Origin of the sequence: Pseudomonas coleopterorum (assembly GCF_900105555.1) — a bacterium.
GTDB classification, from domain to species: domain Bacteria; phylum Pseudomonadota; class Gammaproteobacteria; order Pseudomonadales; family Pseudomonadaceae; genus Aquipseudomonas; species Aquipseudomonas coleopterorum.
Window position 1 is genome coordinate 2,066,707 of record NZ_FNTZ01000001.1, and the last position, 18,995, is coordinate 2,085,701.

The window sequence follows — 18,995 nt, forward strand, 5'->3', positions numbered from 1 at the left end:
AGCCGCCATTTTAGCCATCGCCTGCGCCATCGCAAACCGTATTCGTGTGTAACGCCTGCGACGTCGCCATGTTCATCCAGACACACCGCATCCACCGCCGACGCGGCTCGCGCCGCTGCTACAGACACCGCGCACTCCTGTAGCAGCGGCGCAAGCCGCGTCCGGCCACACCGCGTTCATCCAGACACACCGCGCACCCCTGTAACGGCGGCACAAGCCGCGTCCGGCCTCACCGCATACCCCTATGACATCCGCGCAATCAACCAATCTGCTCTTTGGCCAACTTCACCACGTTGTCTACGGTAAACCCGAACTTGGCCTGCAACTTGTCGATCGGTGCAGAGGCGCCGAAGCTGTTCATGACCACTTTCCCGCCTGTCGCGCCGACATACCGATCCCAGCCCAGCGGCCCAGCCTGTTCGATGGCCACGCGTGCTGTGACTGCCGCTGGCAGCACCTGCTCGCGATAACCCGCGTCCTGCTCCTCGAACAACTCCCAGGACGGCAGGCTCACGACTCGCGCCGCAATGCCCTGTGCCTGCAACTGTTCATAAGCTTCAACCGCCAAGCCCACCTCGCTGCCGGTGGCAATCAGGATCACCTGCGGGTTGTCGCTGTCGGCCAGGACATAGCCGCCCCGAGCAACGCCTTCGGCACTGGCGAAGCGCTCACGATCCAACGTCGCCATGGGCTGGCGTGACAGCACGATGCACGAAGGCCGGTCGGTCTGTGCCAAGGCAATCTTCCAGGCCTGGGTCGTTTCGTTGGCATCACCCGGACGCAACGTCAACAGTCCCGGCGTGGCCCGCAGTTGGGTCAGATGCTCGATAGGCTGGTGGGTCGGACCATCCTCGCCCACGCCGATCGAGTCGTGGGTAAACACGAACACCACCGGCAACTCCATGATCGCCGCCAGGCGAATCGGCGGTTTCATGTAATCGCTGAATACCAGGAAGGTCGAGGTGTAGGGTCGGATGTAGCAAAGCGCCAGGCCGTTGGCGATGGCGCCCATGGCGTGCTCACGGATGCCGAAGTGCAGATTGCGACCACCGGGCTCCGTGGCCGAGAAACTGCCGGCTCCGTCAAAGGTCAGGTTGGTCTTGGTCGAAGGCGACAGGTCGGCCGATCCACCCAGCAACCAGGGGATCTTCTTGGCAAACGCGTTCAGCACTTTCCCCCCGGCAGCGCGTGTCGCGAGGCCTTTGGCGTCGGTGTCGAAGGCTTCCAATTCCGCTTCCCAGCCTTCTGGCATTTCGCCGGCCCGCATGCGTCGCAGTTGCTCGGCCAGCTCCGGTTCCCGCTCGCTCAGGGTCTGCAGCTGCTGCTCCCATTGCTCATAGCGTTCGCCATGATTGTTCAGCAGCGTGTCGCGCAGGTGGTGAGCAGCCTGCTCAGGCACCGAGAAACTGCTGTTCTCATCCCAACCGTAGGCTTTCTTGGCCAGCTTGATCTCATCGTCGTCCAAGGCTTCACCGTGGGCGGCCGCCGTGTTCTGTTTGTTCGGCGCGCCGTAGCCAATGACGCTGTCGACCATGATCAGGGTCGGTGCATCGTGCGTCTGGCTGAACTGCTCGAATGCCTTGGCCAGCGCCTCTGTATCGTTGGCATCGGTCACGTGCAGCATGTTCCAGCCGTAGCCCTTGAAACGGGTCATCACATCTTCGCTGAAGGCCAGCTCGGTATGGCCTTCGATGCTGATCGTGTTGTTGTCGTAGATCCAGCACAGGTTCGACAGCTTCAGGTGGCCGGCCATCGACGCGGCTTCGCTGCTGACGCCTTCCATCATGTCGCCGTCGCCGCAGATCACGTAGACGTTGTAATCGAAGAGCTTCAGATCGTCCCGATTGAAGCGCGAGCCGAGCCAGCGCTGAGCCATGGCCATGCCCACGCTGTTGGCGCACCCTTGCCCGAGCGGACCCGTTGTGGTCTCCACGCCGGTGGTGTAACGGTATTCCGGGTGACCTGGGGTTTTCGAGTCCATCTGGCGGAATTGCTGGATATCGTCGAGGCTGATGGCCGGTTGGCCGGTTTTGGTGCCGTCTGCGTCGATTTCCTCGACACCGGCCAGATGCAGCAGGCCATACAGCAGCATGGAGGCATGGCCGGCGGAGAGCACGAAGCGGTCGCGGTTGGGCCAGTCGGGATGCTCGGGGTGGTAGCGCAGGAAGCGGCTCCACAGGGTATAGCCCACAGGGGCCAATGCCATGGGGGTGCCGGGGTGACCGGAATTGGCTTTCTGTACCGCGTCCATCGCCAGGGTGCGCAGGGTGTTGATGCACAGTTGATCGTTGGCGGCGGAGGAGGCTGAAGTTGGAGCTTGATTAGGCATGTCGATTCGATCCCACATTGAGTTCGCGAGGAAATCGCGGTGAAGATGTCGTCAGGGTTGACCCTCTGGCGGCCGGGTAAGTTGCGTTGCAAGCACCCGGTGCCGTCTCGGCGTCCTCGAGCCAGCCGTTTCACGCAAATTGTTACGGGGCATGCAACGCAGCTTTATCGAAATCCGGTTTGCCCCATGCCTGCGTCCCGGCCTAAGCTTGGTCGTTCGATGCCGTATGCCCTTACCAGTGGAATCCATGATGCCCAGCCAGTTTCCTTCCGCCAGGCCCCGTCGCCTGCGCCGCAACGCTTCTTTTCGCGATCTGTTCCAGGAAGCCGAATTCAACCTAGGCGACCTGGTGCTGCCGATTTTCGTCGAAGAAGAAATCGATGACTTCGTCCCTATCAGCAGCATGCCGGGAGTCATGCGCATTCCCGAATCCAAGCTTGCCGGCGAGATCGAGCGCTACGCGCGTGCCGGTATCAAGTCGGTGATGACCTTTGGCGTGTCCCACCATCTGGACGCCGACGGCAGTGACACCTGGAACGAAAACGGCCTGGTGTCGCGTATCGCGCGCATCTGCAAGGACACCGTTCCGGAAATGGTGGTGATGGCCGACACCTGTTTCTGCGAGTACACCTCCCATGGGCACTGCGGTGTCCTGCACGGTGATCAGGTCGACAACGATGCCACCTTGATCAATCTCGGCAAGCAGGCCGTGGTCGCCGCACGGGCAGGTGCCGACTTCATCTCGCCATCGGCGGCCATGGACGGTCAGGTGCAGGCGATTCGCAGTGCGCTGGACGAAGCCGGCTTCTTCGATACGTCGATCATGGCCTACTCGACCAAGTTCGCGTCGTCGTTCTACGGGCCGTTCCGCGAAGCCGGTGGTACTGCGCTGAAGGGTGACCGCAAGACCTACCAGATGAACCCGATGAATCGCCGCGAAGCGGTGCGTGAGTCGTTGCTTGATGAGCAGGAAGGCGCCGATGCGCTGATGGTCAAGCCGGCCGGGGCCTACCTGGACATCATTCGCGACATCCGCGAAGCCTCGCGACTCCCCTTGGCGGCCTACCAGGTCAGCGGCGAATACGCCATGATCAAGTTCGCCGGCCAGGCCGGGGCAGTGGACGAGCAGCGTATCGTGCGCGAGAGCCTGGGCGCCATCAAGCGCGCGGGCGCGGACCTGATCTTCACCTACTTCGCCATGGACATCGCCCGCGAAGGCATCTGAGGCTCGGTTCACTGCCCTTGGCGCATCGGCATGCGATCGATGGTAGTGAACAGCGACTCGGGATCGACCGGCCCTGGCCGGTCGACCTTGATGCCACCGTCCTTGCCCACCAATATCACCCGTGCCCCGGCATCGCCTCGATGCCCGACCGCCTGTAGCAGTGCTGCACTGGCTGAACCGCTCAGCGGCTGGCCATTGCGGCTGGCGGCACCCGCGACGATCTCGTACAGCACCATCTCCCGTTCGACGAACCCTTCACGGGCGTCTGGCCTGCCCAAGGCTTCCCGCAGCTCCAACAGGGTCGCGTCCTGGGCGTTGGGGACGATCACGATCAAAGGGCGGCTCTGCCAACGTTCGGCTACCAGCGGATTGGCGTCGCTGGCTTCGGCCGAAGCCAGTGCAAAGCCCAGTCCAACGCCCAGTGCAAGCGCTGCAATCGTCGCTTTCATGTTCGATCTCCCGATGGGTTCAAGCCTGTACACAATAGTGTCACTCCCGGTAGAACTTGGCGATGCGCCCGGGGTTCAAAGCCCTACCGCTCCTTCGCAATGGGTCTTCACAATGACACTCCGAATTCAGCAACAAGACATCGAACGAGCCAATCTGCGCACCGTCAGCGAAATCTGGCTGGCAGGGCCGAAGTGCACCTATGACGTGGAAAGCGAGGTCGATAGCAAATGCTTCTGGCGCGGGCAACCTACCGTCAGCCACGACATGCTCAGTGAAGGGACTCACGAACAGAATCTGCAGCGTCTATGGCTGGTGGTCGCCAACGTTGACGATGATGCCGAGGTGGGTGCAGCCGAAGCCTTGCTCCGTGCGTCTCTGGAAAAACAGAACATGGAAGGGGAGTTCTATCCGGCGGAGCAGAAGAACACCACTGCGCCGTGAGCTTTGCAGTCTAACAGTCAATCTATTTTACGTTTCTAAATAATGCAAAAAGCCCGGTCGATCCGCCTCGATTCGGGCATTCTGCCTGAACTTACTTCTAGCTTTGTCTTATAACCAGTTGATTTACATACGTATCTATTAATAGTCGGCTGGCATGGTGTGTGCACCGGTATCCCTGGCAAACCGTACGTGAGCGATCACACAGGTTCAACCTGCTAGGAGCACGACAGTAATGATGAGCCCTGCCGAACACCTTCCTTCTGCCGCGCTATCCGCCTCCGCGGACAGCTCCAATCACTCGGGAGTCTCCTGGGCCGCGATCTTCGCCGGCGCCGCTGCTGCCTCCGCACTTTCCATGATTCTCGTCGTACTGGGCTTCGGCCTGGGGTTCTCGGCTGTATCGCCGTGGGCTGACAAAGGCGTGAGTGCCACGACCCTCGGTGTCTCGACCGTCCTGTGGCTGACCTTCACGCAAATCGCCGCATCGGGCATGGGCGGCTATCTGGCCGGCCGGTTGCGGGTCAAGTGGGCAAATATGCATGGCGATGAAGTGTACTTCCGCGACACCGCCCATGGCTTCTTGGCCTGGGCCGTTGCTTCGCTGGTCACCGCCATGCTGGTGTTGGGTTCGGTGGGCGGTGCGATCGGCAGCGGTATGCAGGCCACTGCCAGCGTCGCCGGTGGGGCATCCGTCGCAGCTGCGAGCTCCAACAGTGATAGCGCGAGTGACCCCTATGGTTATTTCGTCGACATGCTGTTTCGCGACAACCGTCCCGTCGCGGTCAGCGATGACGCGGCACACGCCGTGATGACCCGCATCTTCGCCCGTACCGTGAGCAACGATGGACAACTCGTTGTCGAAGACCGTGCTTACCTGGCGCAGCTGGTCAGCCAGCGCACCAACCTGACTCAAGCCCAAGCCGAACAGCGTGTCGATCAGGTCTATGGTCAGGCGCTGAAATCGGTGCAAGTCGCTGAACTGGCTGCCCGCCAGGCCGCCGACACCGCCAAGAAAGTCGCTGCCGCCACTGCACTGTGGACTTTCGTTGCCTTGCTCTGCGGTGCGTTTTTCGCCAGTTTCGCAGCAACCTTCGGTGGCCGCAGCCGCGATGCCGTGGTCTGGCATGAACGCGACCGCACCCGCACTCACACACCCACTTCGATTCGCTGATCAAGGAGTATTACCATGCGCTCGATTCTCTTGTTCTTCCTCGGTGTGCCTATCCCGATCATTATTCTGATCGCGCTGTTCATGCATTGAGTCCCGCCGTATCGGCTGCTTGAACGGGTCGATTTTTCGCACGACGCCCCTGGCGCAATTTCATTGCCTGGGGGCTTTGTGTTTGTGCCAGGCGAAATGCGGTGAGTGGCTAATTTTTATCTTCATGTTTCATCAGCAGACATCGGCGCCCCTTGTGATCGGTACTTCGCCATACTCAGTTCCACCCCTTTGTAGGAAGTCTCCCCACATTTCGCGTGATAGAGCTCAAGGAGCAGCACCATGCCGACTCGCCGCCAGTTCGTTCAATACACCGCCGCGCTCGGCGCCCTGGCCGGTTGTGGCCCACTGATGTCGCGCCTGGCGTTTGCAGCGCAGCCGCTGCTGCAGCGCAAGATCCCGGCGACCGGTGAGTCACTCCCGGTAATCGGACTGGGTACGTCCCAGACGTTCAATGTGGAGCCGGAGTCGGCGGACATGGTCCCTCTGCGCGAGGTGCTGGCGGCGTTCGTCGCGGGTGGCGCCAAGGTCATCGATACGGCGCCCAGCTACGGTCGGGCGGAAGGAGTCAGCGGCGAGCTGGTGGCTCAAGCCGCCGCACGCGACAAGGTGTTTCTGGCGACCAAGGTCTCGTCCACTGGCCGCGAGGCCGGTATGCGCCAGATCGAGGCCAGCTTCAAGGCGCTGCGCACCGACACGATCGATCTGATTCAGGTTCACAACCTGCAGGACACCCACACGCAATTAGCGCTGCTGCGCGAACTCAAGGCTCAGGGCCGCATCCGCTACATTGGCGTTACGCACTACGTGGAGTCGGCCCACGATGAGCTGTTGGCCGTGCTGAAGCAGGAGCCCGTCGACTTCGTGCAGATCAACTACTCGATCGGCGCGCGCAATGCCGAGCGCAAGCTGCTGCCGTATTGCGCCGACAAGGGTATCGCCACCCTGATCAATCGGACGTTCGAAGCCGGCCGCCTGTTCGCCAAGGTCAAGGGTCGTGCCGTACCTGAATGGGCCAGCGCCGAGCTGGATGCCAGTTCCTGGGCGCAGTTGATGCTCAAGTTCGTCCTGGCCAATCCGGCGGTGACCGCCGTCATTCCCGCCACGTCGCAGCCGCGTTATGTGCTTGACAACCTGCTCGCCGGCCAGGGTCGTTTGCCCAATGCCGAGCAACTCAAGCGCATTGCCGCCGAGTTTGCCTGAGGTGCGTCTTCCATGACCCCCGTCGCTGCGCGCTTCACGCAGGTGATCAATGCCCGTCCTGGCGAGGGGCAGGCCGCGTTGGCCGGGTTCGCGTTGTTCTTCTGCCTGTTCTGCGGCTATTTCATGCTGCGACCGATCCGCGAGTCGATGGGCATTCAGGGCGGTGTGGAAAACCTGCAATGGCTGTTCACGGCCACCTTCATCGCCATGTTGGTCGCCGTGCCGCTGTTTGGCTGGCTCAACTCCAAGGTGGCCAGGCTTCACTATATCGATTGGGTCTACGGCTTTTTCTGCGGCAATCTGTTGCTCTTCGCCGTTGCGTTCTGCGCTGCCGAACAGGGCATCTGGCTGGCGCGGGTGTTCTATGTGTGGATCTCGGTCTATAACCTGTTCGTCATCTCGGTGGCCTGGAGCCTGATGGCCGACGTCTTCGATGGCGCACAGGCCAAGCGCCTGTTCGCGTTCATTGCCGCGGGCGCGAGCGTCGGCGGTCTCGTCGGCCCGGCCCTGAGTGCCTTGCTGGTGGGTGTCATGGGGCCCAGTGGGCTGTCGGTACTGGCCGCAGTGTTGCTTGCCATCGCCGTCGCCCTCAAGCACCTGTTGATGAGCTGGCGCGCCGTGCACGGGGCAGGACGGCCCGGCGCCGCCCAGGCCGAAAACCCACGCCGCCCGGTGGCTGGCAATCCGTTCAGCGGGCTGACCCGTGTGCTGCAATCGCGCTATCTGCTAGGCGTCTGCGCCTTCGTGGTGCTGTTGGCCACGGTCAGCACTTTTCTGTATTTCGAGCAGGCGCGCCTGGTGGCCGAGTTGTTCCCCAGCCGCGAGGAGCAGGTCCGGGTATTCGGCATCATCGATTTCGTCGTTCAGGCCGGCGCACTCACCGCGCAGCTGTTCATCACCGGCCGGCTGGCGCAGCGACTGGGGGTCAGGACCTTGCTGGCCTTGGTGCCGGCGCTGGTGTGCCTGGGTTTCATCGGCCTGGCGCTGGCGCCGAGCTTCGCCATGCTGGCGGGGCTGATGATTGCCCGGCGCATCGGTGAATACGCGTTCGTGCGACCCGGGCGCGAGATGCTGTTTGCGCCGCTGGACGCAGAAACCAAGTACAAGGCGAAGAACTTCATCGACACCGTGGTTTACCGCGGTGGCGACGCCTTCAGCGGCTGGGTCAAGAGCCTGCTCGACCTGCTCGGTCAGGGCGTGGTGCTGATCGCGCTGGTGGGCGCCGCCTGCGCCGCGCTGTGGGGCGTGGTGGGCTGGTACCTGGGCGGTAAAGCCGACGCCGCCAGCGCCCAGCCTGTCGGGCCACACAAATAAACCGCCTCGATCGCGTCCGGTTGGCTACAGTAAAGCTGAGTTCGGCCGACACCCTCTGATTACAGCCATACATTCGGACATGATGTCTACGACCAGACGCTTTTCCTGCACCGGCCTGTTCGCTCTGATCAAACGGCTGTGCAGCGTACCTCAAGGCAACTCGCGTCTGCTCGCGGCCCAGTACAAGGCCCTGGCCAGGCAGATTCCTCTGATGTACTTCATCCTGCTGATCAACAGCTGGGCACTGGCCTTTACCCACATGCCCAGTTCGCCGGTGTGGATGACCGTGCACATCCCTCTGGTGTTGACCATCATCAGCCTGGTGCGGGCGGTCGCTTGGCGTCGAGGCTGGCAGCAGCAACCCGACGACCTCGAGGTCGCCCAGGCGCTCGCGCGGACCAACCGTATCTGCTGCGTGGTGGCCGTCGGTTTCACGGTATGGGCGCTGGCGCTATTTCCCTATGGCGACAGTTACGCCAAGGCGCACGTGGCCTTCTACATGGCCATTACGGTGATCGGCTGCATTTTCTGCCTGATGCACCTGCGTTCCGCCGCGCTGATGACGGCGGTGGTGGTCAACGTCGCCTTCGTCGCATTCTTTGCCTCTACCGACAACCCCACCTTCATCGCCACCAGCGTCAACGTGTTGCTGGTCACCGGCATCATGCTGGTGGTGCTGCAGAACAACTATCGCAACTTCACCGGACTGGTGAACGCCCAGGCGCACAGCGAAGCCCTGAGCGACGAGAACTTTTTGCTGGCCAACAAGGACAGCCTGACCGGATTGCCCAACCGGCGCTGGTTCTTCAACTGCCTGGACGGCTGCCTGGCCAAAGCGGGCGAGGAGAGGCAACGCCTGGGCGTGGGCATCCTCGACCTCGATGGCTTCAAGCCGGTCAACGACCTGTACGGTCACAGCGTCGGCGACCGCCTGCTGGCCGAGGTCGGTACACGCCTGGCTGCGCTGCTGCCCGATAACGTCCAGGTCGCGCGCCTGGGAGGCGACGAATTCGCGCTGATCCTGCCCGACTGTGGCGACAACCTGGAGATTTCCCTGTTTGCCGAACGCATCTGTGTGGAACTGAGCAAACCGTACCTGCTGGTCGATGTGCCGATCCAGGTGGGCGCATCCATGGGCCTGGCGACCTTTCCCGATCTGGCCGGCAATGCCCATGAATTGTTCGAGTACGCCGATTACGCGCTGTACCAGAGCAAGCACCATTTCGTCGGCCATATGTCGCTGTTCTCGGCTGCACACCGCAAGCAGCTGCAAAGCGCGATCATCACCGAACAGGCCTTGCGACGTGCGGATCTCGAGCGTGAGTTCCATGTCGCCTTCCAGCCCATCGTCGACCTGCAGAACGGTGCTACCGTCGCCTTCGAGGCCTTGGCGCGCTGGCAGAGCGTAGAGCTGGGGCCGGTTCCGCCCGGCCAGTTCATTCCGGTCGCCGAACGCAGCGGCATGATCAATCGCCTGACCCTGCCGCTGCTGGCCAAGGCCTTGCGGGGTGCCGCCGCCTGGCCGGCGCCGATTCGTCTTTCTTTCAACCTGTCGGCCCATGACTGCGGTTCGCCCGACGCGGTCCAGGCCATCGTCCAACTGCTCACCAGTGGGCTGTTCGATCCGAGTCGGGTCGACCTGGAGATCACCGAGACGGCGACCCTCAAGGATCTGGATCTGGTCCAGGAAGCGATCGCCACCCTGCGCTCGTTGGGGTGCGGCATTTCCCTGGACGATTTCGGCACCGGCTATTCCAGCCTCAGTCACCTGCATGCGCTGGCGTTGACCAAACTCAAGGTCGATCGCAGTTTCGTCGCCCGCCTGCATGAGAAGCCGGCCAGTTACAAAATCGTCAAATCCTTGCTCGCACTGACCCAGGACATGGACCTGGATTGCATTTTCGAGGGCGTGGAAACCCGAGAGGAGGTTCAGGCGCTGGTCGCATTGGGCTGCCGCTATGTGCAGGGCTATTACTTCGCCCGGCCCATGTCCGCGCTGGATACCGCGGGCTGGATTGCCCTGGACCATGCTCCGGTTCAGCGCTGACGACGCTTGGCCTTTGCCGTGATCAGGATTTCGAGCCGGGCCGGCCGGGTATGTGGTTGAGGATGGACTTGGAGAAGCCACCGTCGACGCAGATATCTTGCCCCGTCACGTATCCTGACAATGGGCTGACCAGAAACTCGATCACGTTTGCGATATCGATCGGTCGGCCAATCCTGCCCAACGGGATGATTGCCTCTCTGGCTTTCTTGAGTTGTGGGTCAGCGTAGATCTTTTCGGACATCGGTGTGTGTGTCATGCCCGGAGAGACCACGTTGACGCGGATACCTTCGGGCGCCCATTCCAGGGCCAGTGTCTGGGCAAGCATCGTCAATGCCGCTTTGGTCGGGCTGTAGGCGCCCGAGCCGGCATGTGGAATCTGGCCAGACATCGACGAGGTAAAACAGGCCGCACCACCGCTCTCGCGCAAATGCGGGTAACTGGCTTTGGCGAGGAGCCAGGCGCCGCGTAGATTGACCGAAAACATATCGTCCCAATCTGCAAGCGTGAGGTCGCAAATCTTGCCAGGACTGGCGATGCCGGCATTGGCCACCAGGGCGTCTAGCCCGCCGAACTCCGCGACCGCTGTCGCCACTAGTTGACTCGGTACTTCATCCTTGCCGAGATCGCCGCACAGTGAAATGGCGACGCCTCCCATGGCCTTGATGGACCTGACGACTTCTTTCTGTGTGTCATTCGGGGCATGTCCACAGACTGCAATTCTAGGCTGGACTCCCCGCGCCAGCGCCGCCTCCGCGATTCTCATGCAGGCCGACGCGCCGATACCACTGCTACCACCACTGACCAGAGCTCTCATTGATGCAGTCCTTCTTATTAGATTTATTGGATGTCGTTGTTTGAACCGGGACATTCGAAACAATGCCAACATACGAAAACAGCGTGTGCTTTGCAATCGAATTGACAACGTAACTCGATTCCACTATGTTTATTCTGGTGTTTTTTTATCCTGTCCTGACGGCTACTGCGGCGAACTACCGGCCAAGTAAGATCGAGGCGTTATATGGCCTTGGCCAATCACCGGACCCACAGTCCGTGGCGCTTTCCATTTCGTCGAAACAATAACAAGAAGGGAGTTTGAGTATGATCATCAGCACGTTTTCCTACCTGTGGGCGTCCACGGCCATCGATGCCATCGCCGAACTTTCCGAGCACGGGCATCGCGTGTTCGAAGTGCCTGTCAGTTCGCCCCATTGCTGGCCCGTGGAACTCTCGACTGCCCAGCAGTCCGAAGCCTACGTGCGGCTGCTGGATTACGGTGCGAAAGTCAGGTCCCTCAATGCTGGCGGCTATGACATCAATCTGGCCAGCCCCGCCGCGAACATGCGTCGGAAAAGTATCGATCACATCAAGGCAGTGATCGATCTGGCCGCCGCCTGGGGTACGCAAGAGGTGGTGATATCCCCTGGCACTCGTCGACCGATGATTTCCCCGCCACTGGAAAAGACCTATGAATGGATGTACGAAAGCCTTGCGGTGCTGACACCGATGGCGAAGCAGGCCGGTGTCCGGCTGCTTCTCGAAAACACGCCGTACTGCTTCACCCCCACGATGCCGCAACTGGCAGAAGTGGTCGAAACCCTAAACGATGATACGGTCAGGGTTGTCTACGACATCGCCAATGCCGCGTACATCGCTGAAGATCCGGTCGCGAGCTTGCTGGCGTACCATGCTGCTATCGAGTTTGTGCACGTGTCAGACACCGGTATGGATGTCTGGGGGCATGATCCGGTTGGGACCGGTGTAGTCGACTTCGTAGGGCTGGGTGAGGCCGTTCAGGCCACCTGCGGTATCGAAAACTGCGTGCTGGAAATTATCCGCGAGGAAAACGCGTTGCACGAACTGAACAAGGGTGTGGCGGACCTGCGCGCCAAGGGATGGATAATCCCATAGGCAGCCCACGGGTTTGCAGGCCCTCAGGGCCTGCAATGCGATCCGATGCAGGCGCCGGGATCAGAAGGGGCCAGGCACATGGGACGTTACTTGGCATATCGCAGCGCATGCGCGCGCGATGGGGCAACGAATCACTCTTCGCTTACCGAATTCCACAGCGCCCAGTGTTCGCCTACCTTGATGGCTGAACGCTTGAGGCTTGCCAGGTGTGCATCAAGCGTTTCTTCGCGCATGCGTGCTATGGGGCCGGCAATGCTCAGAGTCCCCACAGGCGCAGTGTTGGCTGGGCGCGAGGCGTCGAAGACGGCCACTGCCACTACGCAGACGCCCACTTCGCCTTCCTCGCGCACGACCGCATGTCCTTCGCCACGAATCAAGGCTATGTCATCGAAAATGTCGCGAATCGAAACACGCGCGTTGGGGCCTGCGTAGTCTCGGGTGTTTTCTATGTCCCAGGCTGACAGGATCCGCATGGCGCGCTCGTCGCGCATGGTCGACAGCCACACTTTTCCTGCCGCGGTCGTGTGCGGGATGATCTTTTCATCCAAGGCCCGGCGGTATTGCAGGCCCCGAGTGTTCTTGGTGGCCTGAAGTACCCAGGTCAGATGATCTTCCGCGACCTCTGCCAGCCGGACGTGCTCGCCGGTTTCAATGGCCAGGTCATCCAGCAATGGCTGCATGATTCTGGCGAATCCCGTTTCATTGATGAAACTCATGCCCATGCTGGGAATCTTCAGCGTCAGGCGGTAGTGATCTTGTTCGTCCTGACAAACATATCCCCTTTCTCGAAGCGCGCTCAATATGCGGTGAGCCGTTGCCATCGCAACTTGGGTCTGCTCGCTGATCTCAGACAGAGAAAGACCACCCGGATGAGCAAGCAGCAGTTCCAGGGTGTTGAAGTAACGTCCAATATGCGACAAGTTTCCAATCCTCTACGCTGCCGGCCGACGCCAGGCAACTTTGTTTCACGATGCTAGAGCCGAACGGGAAGGCCACCCAGGCGATCCGATTCATAAGCAGCCTCGATGATACTCAGGACCGTATGCATTGTCGCAAGTCTTGCACCCTCATAGGCAGTGTCACGATCGGCAGCGAGAACATCGGTCACGAAGTTGTCGTAGTACACGTCCGAGTTCAGGCTCATCTGCAGGTCGCTGGCCTGGCCGTTGGAATCAATCAGACGCATGCCTTCTGCGGTCGAACGGGCGTAGAACCGATCGCTCGACAATGAAAATGAATACTCACGCTGTTCCGGGGTGTTGGCCGGATAGTTGTATCCCGTTTCGATGGTGCAGATGCAGCCGCTCTCGGTTACCAAGGTCATCATGGAGCCAATTTCCACGGCCGCCAGTTGCGGGTCACGATACATCACCGCAGAAACGCTGCGTATGCGTTCGGCGCAAATCTGCTCGACCAGATCAACGAAGTGAACGGCCAGGTTGATCGTGCAGCCGCCTCCCGAGCGTCTTGGGTCGAGCATCCAGGCGCAGCTGTTGGTCAGGTAGCGATCGGGTGGGCCGGCATTGAATCGAAATGACTGGGTCCTCCATTTGGCGCCGGTGTGCAGCGCCGCACTTTTGAGCCGGCTCAACAGTTCGCTGTGCCGCCAGATCAGAGGTACGGCCACGAACAGGTCAGCCGCGTCGGCCAGTCGTTGCAACTCCAGCACTTCCTGGCGAGTGAGCCCGCAGGGCTTTTCCATGGCGAACGGGATGCGCCGCTCGATCAGTGTCTTGCCCATGGCATGGAGTTCATCGTGCGGGCCGAAGGCGAAGGCGAAGTCAGCTGGCTGGTCCTGCAACAGGGTCTGCCAATCATCAAAGAGCCTTGCGCCGAAGCGTTCGGCCAGGGCGGCGCCGCGCGTTCCTGTGGCGTCGGATACTGCCGTGACGGTGACATCGGCCAGCCGCTCCAGGGCATCCAGGTATAGCGGCGTGTGCCAATGGCTTACTTCCAGAAGAACAACGTTCACACATTCATTCCTTATTGATAGTGATGGCTTGTCAGGCCCGGCGGTTGCCACAGGGCCGTCCGGCGCAAGCAGAGGGCGTCGTCACCTTCTGCCTGCATCGTGCAGGTGCGTGTGGCGCTGCGCAGAGCACTGAGCAGTACGTCTACAGTCCGCCTGCTGCGCGTCAGGAACGTGTTACCGACACCGATTGCGGTACGTTCATTGCCGGCTTGCGGCTGGACAGTTCCTGCACCCGTTCATATTCCTCCTTCGACATCGGGACGGCATTGGGGTCGCCCAGGTCCTTGAGGCGTATGCGGTAGGTTTCACGGGTAGTGAACGCGGCGATTGCAGAGATGGCGCAGATGCCGAACGTCAATGCGCCGATTTTCAGGGGGATGTTTTCGGTTCCGGGAGGCGCAATGGTGACGAACAGGGCAGGGAGGAACGCCGTGCAGGCCACGCCGATGTTCTGACCGATTGCCATACCCGTGACACGAACCCGGGTACGGAACAGTTCGGGGAACAAGCTTGGAAACACACCGTTGAACCCTTGGTACGCCACGCCCCACATGAGCAGCGACAGAATCAGCGACAGCCACAGGTTGTGAATGCTGATCGCGTAGAGATAGGCGAATGACAGCAGCCCGCCGCACAGGACTCCCACGATGACTGGAGGTCGGCGGCCGATCCTGTCAGACAGCTTTCCAACGAAGGGGATGAGAATGACTGCACACAAATTCCCCAGGACAGGGATCCACATGAATACACCGGATGGGAAGCCAATACCGTAGGCAGGCTGGACTGCATAGGTTGCGCCGAAGACCGAGGCGACGATGGCAAGCACCGCGGAGAGCGCCATGCAGATCACCCGCAGTACATCTCGCCAGCTTTGCGTGATCACTTCGACCACAGGCAATTTCTCGGGTTGAGCGTGAGTCTTCGCTTCGGTGAACACCGGAGCTTCATGAACTTCACGGCGGATGATCCAACCGGCCACCAGTACCACGGCGCTCAGCAGGAACGGAATCCGCCAGCCCCAGGCAGCGAACTGATCGGCAGGCATGAATTGGGCGAGCGGGAGGAATACTGCAGCGGCCAGGAGTTGCCCGGCCTGTACGCCTTGCAGCGTGAAGCTGGCGAAGTATCCGCGACGCCCGTCGGGTGCATGCTCCAGGGTCATTGAACTGGCGCAGGATACTTCGCCTGCGACGGCGAAGCCTTGCACCAGGCGCAGGAAAATCAATATCGCCGGCGCCCATATACCGATCTGCTGGTAGGTGGGAAGCAGCCCGATGCTCAGCGTGGAGAAACCCATCAGGAACATGCAATAGACCAGCACGGTCTTGCGTCCATGTCGGTCGCCCAGATGTCCCAGCACCACGGCACCGATCGGTCGGGCGACGTAGCCGACACCGAAACTGGCCAGCGAGACGATGATGCCGACAGTGGGGTTGTCTGTCGGAAAGAACAGTTGCGGGAAAAGCAGCGCCGCAGCAGTGGCGTAGATGAAAAAGTCGTAGTACTCCAGCGCCGATCCTATCCACCCGCTGGCGGCGGCTTTCCTCGACTGGCGCTTGGAATTCGGGTCGGGTTGCAAGGTATCGCTCATGGGATTGCTCCAGGATTTTATTATTGTAACGGCGTTCCACTTGTAATGTTGTTCTTGAAAGGTTGTTTCGTCAAGCGGTCTGCACGCCGGTACGCGCGCTGTGGTCGCAATCCAGCGCCTGGGCGAGGGGTCGCAATGGCTTTGGCGCACCGTTGCTCGAGTAACCCTTTGCTTTCCTTGCACAATCTTGGACAATCACGCCCCTTTTCAAGGCCGGGGCGCTGCCAGCTGCACGTTTTTCCGCTTCCGGCCATCGATTGAACACCGGCAAGCGGAGATTCGAACGGATGAACGAGCAAGCCAACAGCCTTGACCCCCGATACGCGCAGGCGCCCGCCGCGCTGACGCCCTGGAACCGCCACGACACCACATGGATGCTGGGCCTGTTCGGCACCGCGATCGGCGCCGGCACGCTGTTTCTGCCGATCAACGCCGGCCTCGGCGGCTTCTGGCCACTGATGATTCTGGCAGTGCTCGCCTTTCCGATGACCTACTATGCGCACCAGGGCCTGACTCGCTTCGTGCTGTCCGGACGTGCCGGGACCGACATCACCGACGTCGTGGAAGAGCATTTCGGCATCAAGGCCGGGGCGTTGATCACGCTGCTCTATTTCTTCGCCATCTTTCCGATCCTGCTGATCTACAGCGTCGGCCTGACCAATACCGTCGGCAGCTTCATGGAGCACCAGCTGGGCATGCAGACCCCGCCGCGGGCGGTGTTGGCGCTGGTATTGATCCTGGGCCTGTTGATCGTGGTGCGTTGTGGCGAGCAATTCATCGTCAAGGCGATGAGCCTCATGGTCTATCCGTTCATCGTTGCACTGTTGCTGCTGGCCTCGTACCTGATCCCCCATTGGAACGGCGGCATTCTCGCCACCGCAGGTGAGATGCCCGCGCCGGGCGCGTTCATTCATACCCTGTGGCTGGCGATTCCAGTCATGGTGTTCTCGTTCAACCACTCGCCGATCATCTCGGCCTTCGCGGTGGACCAGAAACGCCGCTACGGGGAGTACGCCGACCAACGCAGCAGCCAGATCCTGGCCCGCGCCCATGGCTTGATGGTGGTGCTGGTGCTGTTCTTCGTGTTCAGCTGCGTGCTGACCCTGTCGCCTGCGCAGTTGGCCGAGGCCAAGGCGCAGAACCTGTCGATCCTGTCCTACCTGGCCAATCACTTCAGCAACCCGGTGATTGCCTTCGCCGCGCCATTGATCGCGATCGTGGCGATCGCCAAGTCGTTCCTGGGCCACTACATCGGCGCCAGCGAAGGCATCAAGGGCCTGGTGCTGAAGTCCGGCCGCCGTCCCAACCCCAAGGCCCTTGATCGTTTCACTGCATTGTTCATGTTGCTGGTCTGCTGGCTGGTCGCCACGCTCAACCCGAACATCGTGCGCATGATCGAGAGCTTCGGCGGACCGGTCATTGCCGCCTTGTTGTTTCTCATGCCGATGTACGCGATCCGTCGCGTGCCGGCCATGCGCAAGTACGCTGGGCACATGTCCAACGTATTCGTGACGCTGGTCGGCCTGGTGGCTATCTCGGCGCTGGTCTATTCCCTGAGCGTGTGACCAAGCCTGTTACACTGACCACCGATGCCCGACCTGCGGCGGCCGATTTGCGGTCAGTCCAGGGCGGGCGCGCACCGAGGTGGTAGCGATGGACGAAGTACAGCAACTGGCTGACATGCTCCAGCAACATGCCGCAACCCAGCAACGCCAGCAACAGGCGTTCAAGGACCAATGCCAGCACTGGCGGGACAGTATCCAAGCCCTGTTCGCTCAGATCGAAACCTGGCTGGCGCCACTCACCGAGCGGCAGCTGCTGGTGATCGAGCGCACGCCCTGGGTGGCCACCAGCAGCACCTACCCCAGCGATCATTCGCCCTTCATCAGCGAGTCCCTGGCGATCATTCTGGCGCAGCGTCGGGTCGAGCTGGTGCCGCAGGTCATGGGGCAGGGCGGGGCGATGGTCATTGCCGTGGCAGGCCTGACCTCGGATCGTCACGGAAGTATTTCCATCGTCAAGGACTCGGCCGACGGCGCCTGGTTCTGGCGCAAGGATCGCGGTACCAAGGAGGCAGAATCCAGTCAGCTGGATGCGCATTTTTTCGCTCAGCAGTTGCAGGGGCTGATTCCCAAGTCTCGCGACTGATCAGGGCTGCGCTGTCGACGACGGGTGTACAGGTCTTGAAGTGCTGAAACGCTTCTTCGAATGATCAGTACGATAATTTTATATCCTTATGTTTCAGCAGCTTATCGGAATCTTCGAGTAGGCCGAAAACTCCCGTTGCGCCTGCGTGAAAGCAGGTATATACCTTGAGAAACACGAAACGTTCTGCAGTCCCGAGACCGAATGCGTCACGGGTGGGACGCCAATCACCGGCTCCAAAGGAGATTGACCATGCTGCCCCCCGGACTCAGCGCGCTGGAACTGCGCAGGCTCGTCGAACTGGCGTTTCTGCCCCAGAAATGCGTGTGTACAGTCACTGGCGACCAGTCAGTGTGCGTGAAGTTGATGAATCCGCAGACCGATGAACTCGAGATGGTCAGGACGGACATTCCTCTTGACCGCGTCACCAATGCTCGAGAGCGCGCAAGGCTGGTGCACGAACTGCGGGCGCGGCCTCGGCCAGCAGTCGCGGAAGCCCATGCCAGAGCCGGTTGATGTGTTTCCCCGAGCAGCCTGGGTGCAGCGGTGTGCAGAACTTTTATTTTCACTTTGCGCATAGGCCGTACGGCTGTTTTCATGCTTAACTTTGCCCTTTCTCAATCCGAAAAGGACAAGGCTCATGGCTCAAGTGACGCACAAAGGCAACGCCATCAAAGTGGACGGCGAGCTTCCTCAGATCGGCGCTCAGGGCCCGGCGTTCACCCTGGTCGGCGGCGGGCTGGCTGACGTTTCGCTGCAAAGCCTGGCCGGCAAGCGCAAGGTGCTGAACATTTTCCCAAGCATCGATACCCCGACCTGCGCTACCTCGGTACGCAAGTTCAATGCTCAGGCCAACGACGTGGCCAATACCGCCATCCTGTGCATCTCGGCTGACCTGCCGTTCGCCCAGGCCCGTTTCTGCGGTGCCGAAGGCCTGGAGAACGTGCAGAACCTGTCGACCTTCCGCGCCCATGACTTTCACCGCGCCTATGGCGTCGACATCGCCGAAGGCGCCCTCAAGGGCCTGACCGCCCGCGCCGTCGTCGTTCTCGATGAGAACGACAAGGTGCTGTACAGCGAACTGGTCCCGGAAATCGGCCAGGAACCCGACTACGCGGCGGCCCTCGCTGTCTTGAAGTAACGTATTCCCT

Annotated in this window: 17 protein-coding genes; 11 read left to right on the plus strand and 6 right to left on the minus strand. The window is 60.9% G+C overall.

What is annotated here, in order from left to right:
- Positions 1 to 259 precede the first annotated feature (259 nt).
- Positions 260 to 2,329, minus strand: a complete 2,070-nt coding sequence (tkt, locus tag BLV18_RS09340; RefSeq protein ID WP_090357960.1) for a transketolase — start codon at positions 2,327 to 2,329, stop codon at positions 260 to 262.
- A gap of 250 nt (positions 2,330 to 2,579) precedes the next feature.
- On the opposite strand from tkt, the gene hemB reads away from it, so the two are divergent.
- A complete protein-coding gene (hemB, locus tag BLV18_RS09345; protein WP_090357962.1) occupies positions 2,580 to 3,554 on the plus strand; it encodes a porphobilinogen synthase in 975 nt (324 codons plus the stop codon).
- Positions 3,555 to 3,562: 8 nt separating this feature from the next.
- On the opposite strand, the gene BLV18_RS09350 is transcribed toward hemB, so the two are convergent.
- Positions 3,563 to 4,003, minus strand: a complete 441-nt coding sequence (locus BLV18_RS09350) for a DUF4174 domain-containing protein (protein WP_090357964.1) — start codon at positions 4,001 to 4,003, stop codon at positions 3,563 to 3,565.
- A 112-nt stretch (positions 4,004 to 4,115) separates the two neighbouring features.
- On the opposite strand from BLV18_RS09350, the gene BLV18_RS09355 reads away from it, so the two are divergent.
- The 5 genes from BLV18_RS09355 (at position 4,116) to BLV18_RS09375 (ending at position 10,228) form a co-directional block, all read left to right on the plus strand.
- Positions 4,116 to 4,445 (plus strand): hypothetical protein, encoded by a 330-nt coding sequence (locus tag BLV18_RS09355; protein WP_049860166.1) that lies wholly within the window; start codon positions 4,116 to 4,118, stop codon positions 4,443 to 4,445.
- Between the two features lie 235 nt (positions 4,446 to 4,680).
- A complete protein-coding gene (locus tag BLV18_RS09360; RefSeq protein ID WP_090362164.1) occupies positions 4,681 to 5,616 on the plus strand; it encodes a hypothetical protein in 936 nt (311 codons plus the stop codon).
- 330 nt (positions 5,617 to 5,946) lie between these two features.
- Complete coding sequence (locus BLV18_RS09365) at positions 5,947 to 6,867, plus strand: aldo/keto reductase (protein WP_090357966.1); 921 nt, start codon at positions 5,947 to 5,949, stop codon at positions 6,865 to 6,867.
- Between the two features lie 12 nt (positions 6,868 to 6,879).
- A complete protein-coding gene (locus BLV18_RS09370) occupies positions 6,880 to 8,181 on the plus strand; it encodes an NTP/NDP exchange transporter (protein WP_090357968.1) in 1,302 nt (433 codons plus the stop codon).
- An 82-nt stretch (positions 8,182 to 8,263) separates the two neighbouring features.
- Positions 8,264 to 10,228 (plus strand): putative bifunctional diguanylate cyclase/phosphodiesterase, encoded by a 1,965-nt coding sequence (locus BLV18_RS09375; RefSeq protein ID WP_090362167.1) that lies wholly within the window; start codon positions 8,264 to 8,266, stop codon positions 10,226 to 10,228.
- A 22-nt stretch (positions 10,229 to 10,250) separates the two neighbouring features.
- On the opposite strand, the gene BLV18_RS09380 is transcribed toward BLV18_RS09375, so the two are convergent.
- On the minus strand, positions 10,251 to 11,042 hold the full coding sequence (locus BLV18_RS09380) for an SDR family NAD(P)-dependent oxidoreductase (protein WP_090357970.1): 792 nt from the start codon (positions 11,040 to 11,042) through the stop codon (positions 10,251 to 10,253).
- Positions 11,043 to 11,326: 284 nt separating this feature from the next.
- On the opposite strand from BLV18_RS09380, the gene BLV18_RS09385 reads away from it, so the two are divergent.
- Positions 11,327 to 12,136 carry a sugar phosphate isomerase/epimerase family protein gene (locus tag BLV18_RS09385; RefSeq protein WP_090357973.1) on the plus strand — a complete coding sequence of 270 codons (810 nt, stop codon included), beginning with the start codon at positions 11,327 to 11,329 and terminating at the stop codon, positions 12,134 to 12,136.
- Between the two features lie 131 nt (positions 12,137 to 12,267).
- On the opposite strand, the gene BLV18_RS09390 is transcribed toward BLV18_RS09385, so the two are convergent.
- The 3 genes from BLV18_RS09390 to BLV18_RS09400 all read right to left on the minus strand — a co-directional run bounded on the left by BLV18_RS09390 (position 12,268) and on the right by BLV18_RS09400 (position 15,699).
- On the minus strand, positions 12,268 to 13,056 hold the full coding sequence (locus tag BLV18_RS09390) for an IclR family transcriptional regulator (protein WP_090357975.1): 789 nt from the start codon (positions 13,054 to 13,056) through the stop codon (positions 12,268 to 12,270).
- Positions 13,057 to 13,109: 53 nt separating this feature from the next.
- Positions 13,110 to 14,108, minus strand: a complete 999-nt coding sequence (locus BLV18_RS09395) for a Gfo/Idh/MocA family protein (protein ID WP_090357977.1) — start codon at positions 14,106 to 14,108, stop codon at positions 13,110 to 13,112.
- A gap of 163 nt (positions 14,109 to 14,271) precedes the next feature.
- Positions 14,272 to 15,699 carry an MFS transporter gene (locus BLV18_RS09400; protein WP_090357978.1) on the minus strand — a complete coding sequence of 476 codons (1,428 nt, stop codon included), beginning with the start codon at positions 15,697 to 15,699 and terminating at the stop codon, positions 14,272 to 14,274.
- A gap of 287 nt (positions 15,700 to 15,986) precedes the next feature.
- Between BLV18_RS09400 and BLV18_RS09405 the strand changes: the two genes are divergently transcribed.
- The 4 genes from BLV18_RS09405 (at position 15,987) to tpx (ending at position 18,985) form a co-directional block, all read left to right on the plus strand.
- Positions 15,987 to 17,264, plus strand: coding sequence for a serine/threonine transporter (locus BLV18_RS09405; protein ID WP_090357980.1), 1,278 nt, complete (start codon positions 15,987 to 15,989; stop codon positions 17,262 to 17,264).
- Positions 17,265 to 17,352: 88 nt separating this feature from the next.
- Positions 17,353 to 17,847, plus strand: a complete 495-nt coding sequence (locus BLV18_RS09410) for a hypothetical protein (protein WP_049860176.1) — start codon at positions 17,353 to 17,355, stop codon at positions 17,845 to 17,847.
- 249 nt (positions 17,848 to 18,096) lie between these two features.
- Positions 18,097 to 18,360 carry a DUF1652 domain-containing protein gene (locus BLV18_RS09415; RefSeq protein WP_167375925.1) on the plus strand — a complete coding sequence of 88 codons (264 nt, stop codon included), beginning with the start codon at positions 18,097 to 18,099 and terminating at the stop codon, positions 18,358 to 18,360.
- Between the two features lie 124 nt (positions 18,361 to 18,484).
- The gene (tpx, locus tag BLV18_RS09420) at positions 18,485 to 18,985 is read left to right on the plus strand and encodes a thiol peroxidase (RefSeq protein ID WP_090357984.1); all 501 of its coding nucleotides are present in this window, start codon (positions 18,485 to 18,487) and stop codon (positions 18,983 to 18,985) included.
- Positions 18,986 to 18,995 lie beyond the last annotated feature (10 nt).

Excerpts from the sequence above, each read along its gene's own strand:
- tkt (WP_090357960.1), bottom strand. The coding sequence starts at position 2,329 with ATGCCTAATCAAGCTCCAACTTCAGCCTCCTCCGCCGCCAACGATCAA.
- hemB (WP_090357962.1), top strand. The coding sequence starts at position 2,580 with ATGCCCAGCCAGTTTCCTTCCGCCAGGCCCCGTCGCCTGCGCCGCAAC.
- BLV18_RS09350 (WP_090357964.1), bottom strand. The coding sequence starts at position 4,003 with ATGAAAGCGACGATTGCAGCGCTTGCACTGGGCGTTGGACTGGGCTTT.
- BLV18_RS09355 (WP_049860166.1), top strand. The coding sequence starts at position 4,116 with ATGACACTCCGAATTCAGCAACAAGACATCGAACGAGCCAATCTGCGC.
- BLV18_RS09360 (WP_090362164.1), top strand. The coding sequence starts at position 4,681 with ATGAGCCCTGCCGAACACCTTCCTTCTGCCGCGCTATCCGCCTCCGCG.
- BLV18_RS09365 (WP_090357966.1), top strand. The coding sequence starts at position 5,947 with ATGCCGACTCGCCGCCAGTTCGTTCAATACACCGCCGCGCTCGGCGCC.
- BLV18_RS09370 (WP_090357968.1), top strand. The coding sequence starts at position 6,880 with ATGACCCCCGTCGCTGCGCGCTTCACGCAGGTGATCAATGCCCGTCCT.
- BLV18_RS09375 (WP_090362167.1), top strand. The coding sequence starts at position 8,264 with ATGTCTACGACCAGACGCTTTTCCTGCACCGGCCTGTTCGCTCTGATC.
- BLV18_RS09380 (WP_090357970.1), bottom strand. The coding sequence starts at position 11,042 with ATGAGAGCTCTGGTCAGTGGTGGTAGCAGTGGTATCGGCGCGTCGGCC.
- BLV18_RS09385 (WP_090357973.1), top strand. The coding sequence starts at position 11,327 with ATGATCATCAGCACGTTTTCCTACCTGTGGGCGTCCACGGCCATCGAT.
- BLV18_RS09400 (WP_090357978.1), bottom strand. The coding sequence starts at position 15,699 with ATGAGCGATACCTTGCAACCCGACCCGAATTCCAAGCGCCAGTCGAGG.
- BLV18_RS09405 (WP_090357980.1), top strand. The coding sequence starts at position 15,987 with ATGAACGAGCAAGCCAACAGCCTTGACCCCCGATACGCGCAGGCGCCC.
- BLV18_RS09410 (WP_049860176.1), top strand. The coding sequence starts at position 17,353 with ATGGACGAAGTACAGCAACTGGCTGACATGCTCCAGCAACATGCCGCA.
- BLV18_RS09415 (WP_167375925.1), top strand. The coding sequence starts at position 18,097 with ATGCTGCCCCCCGGACTCAGCGCGCTGGAACTGCGCAGGCTCGTCGAA.
- tpx (WP_090357984.1), top strand. The coding sequence starts at position 18,485 with ATGGCTCAAGTGACGCACAAAGGCAACGCCATCAAAGTGGACGGCGAG.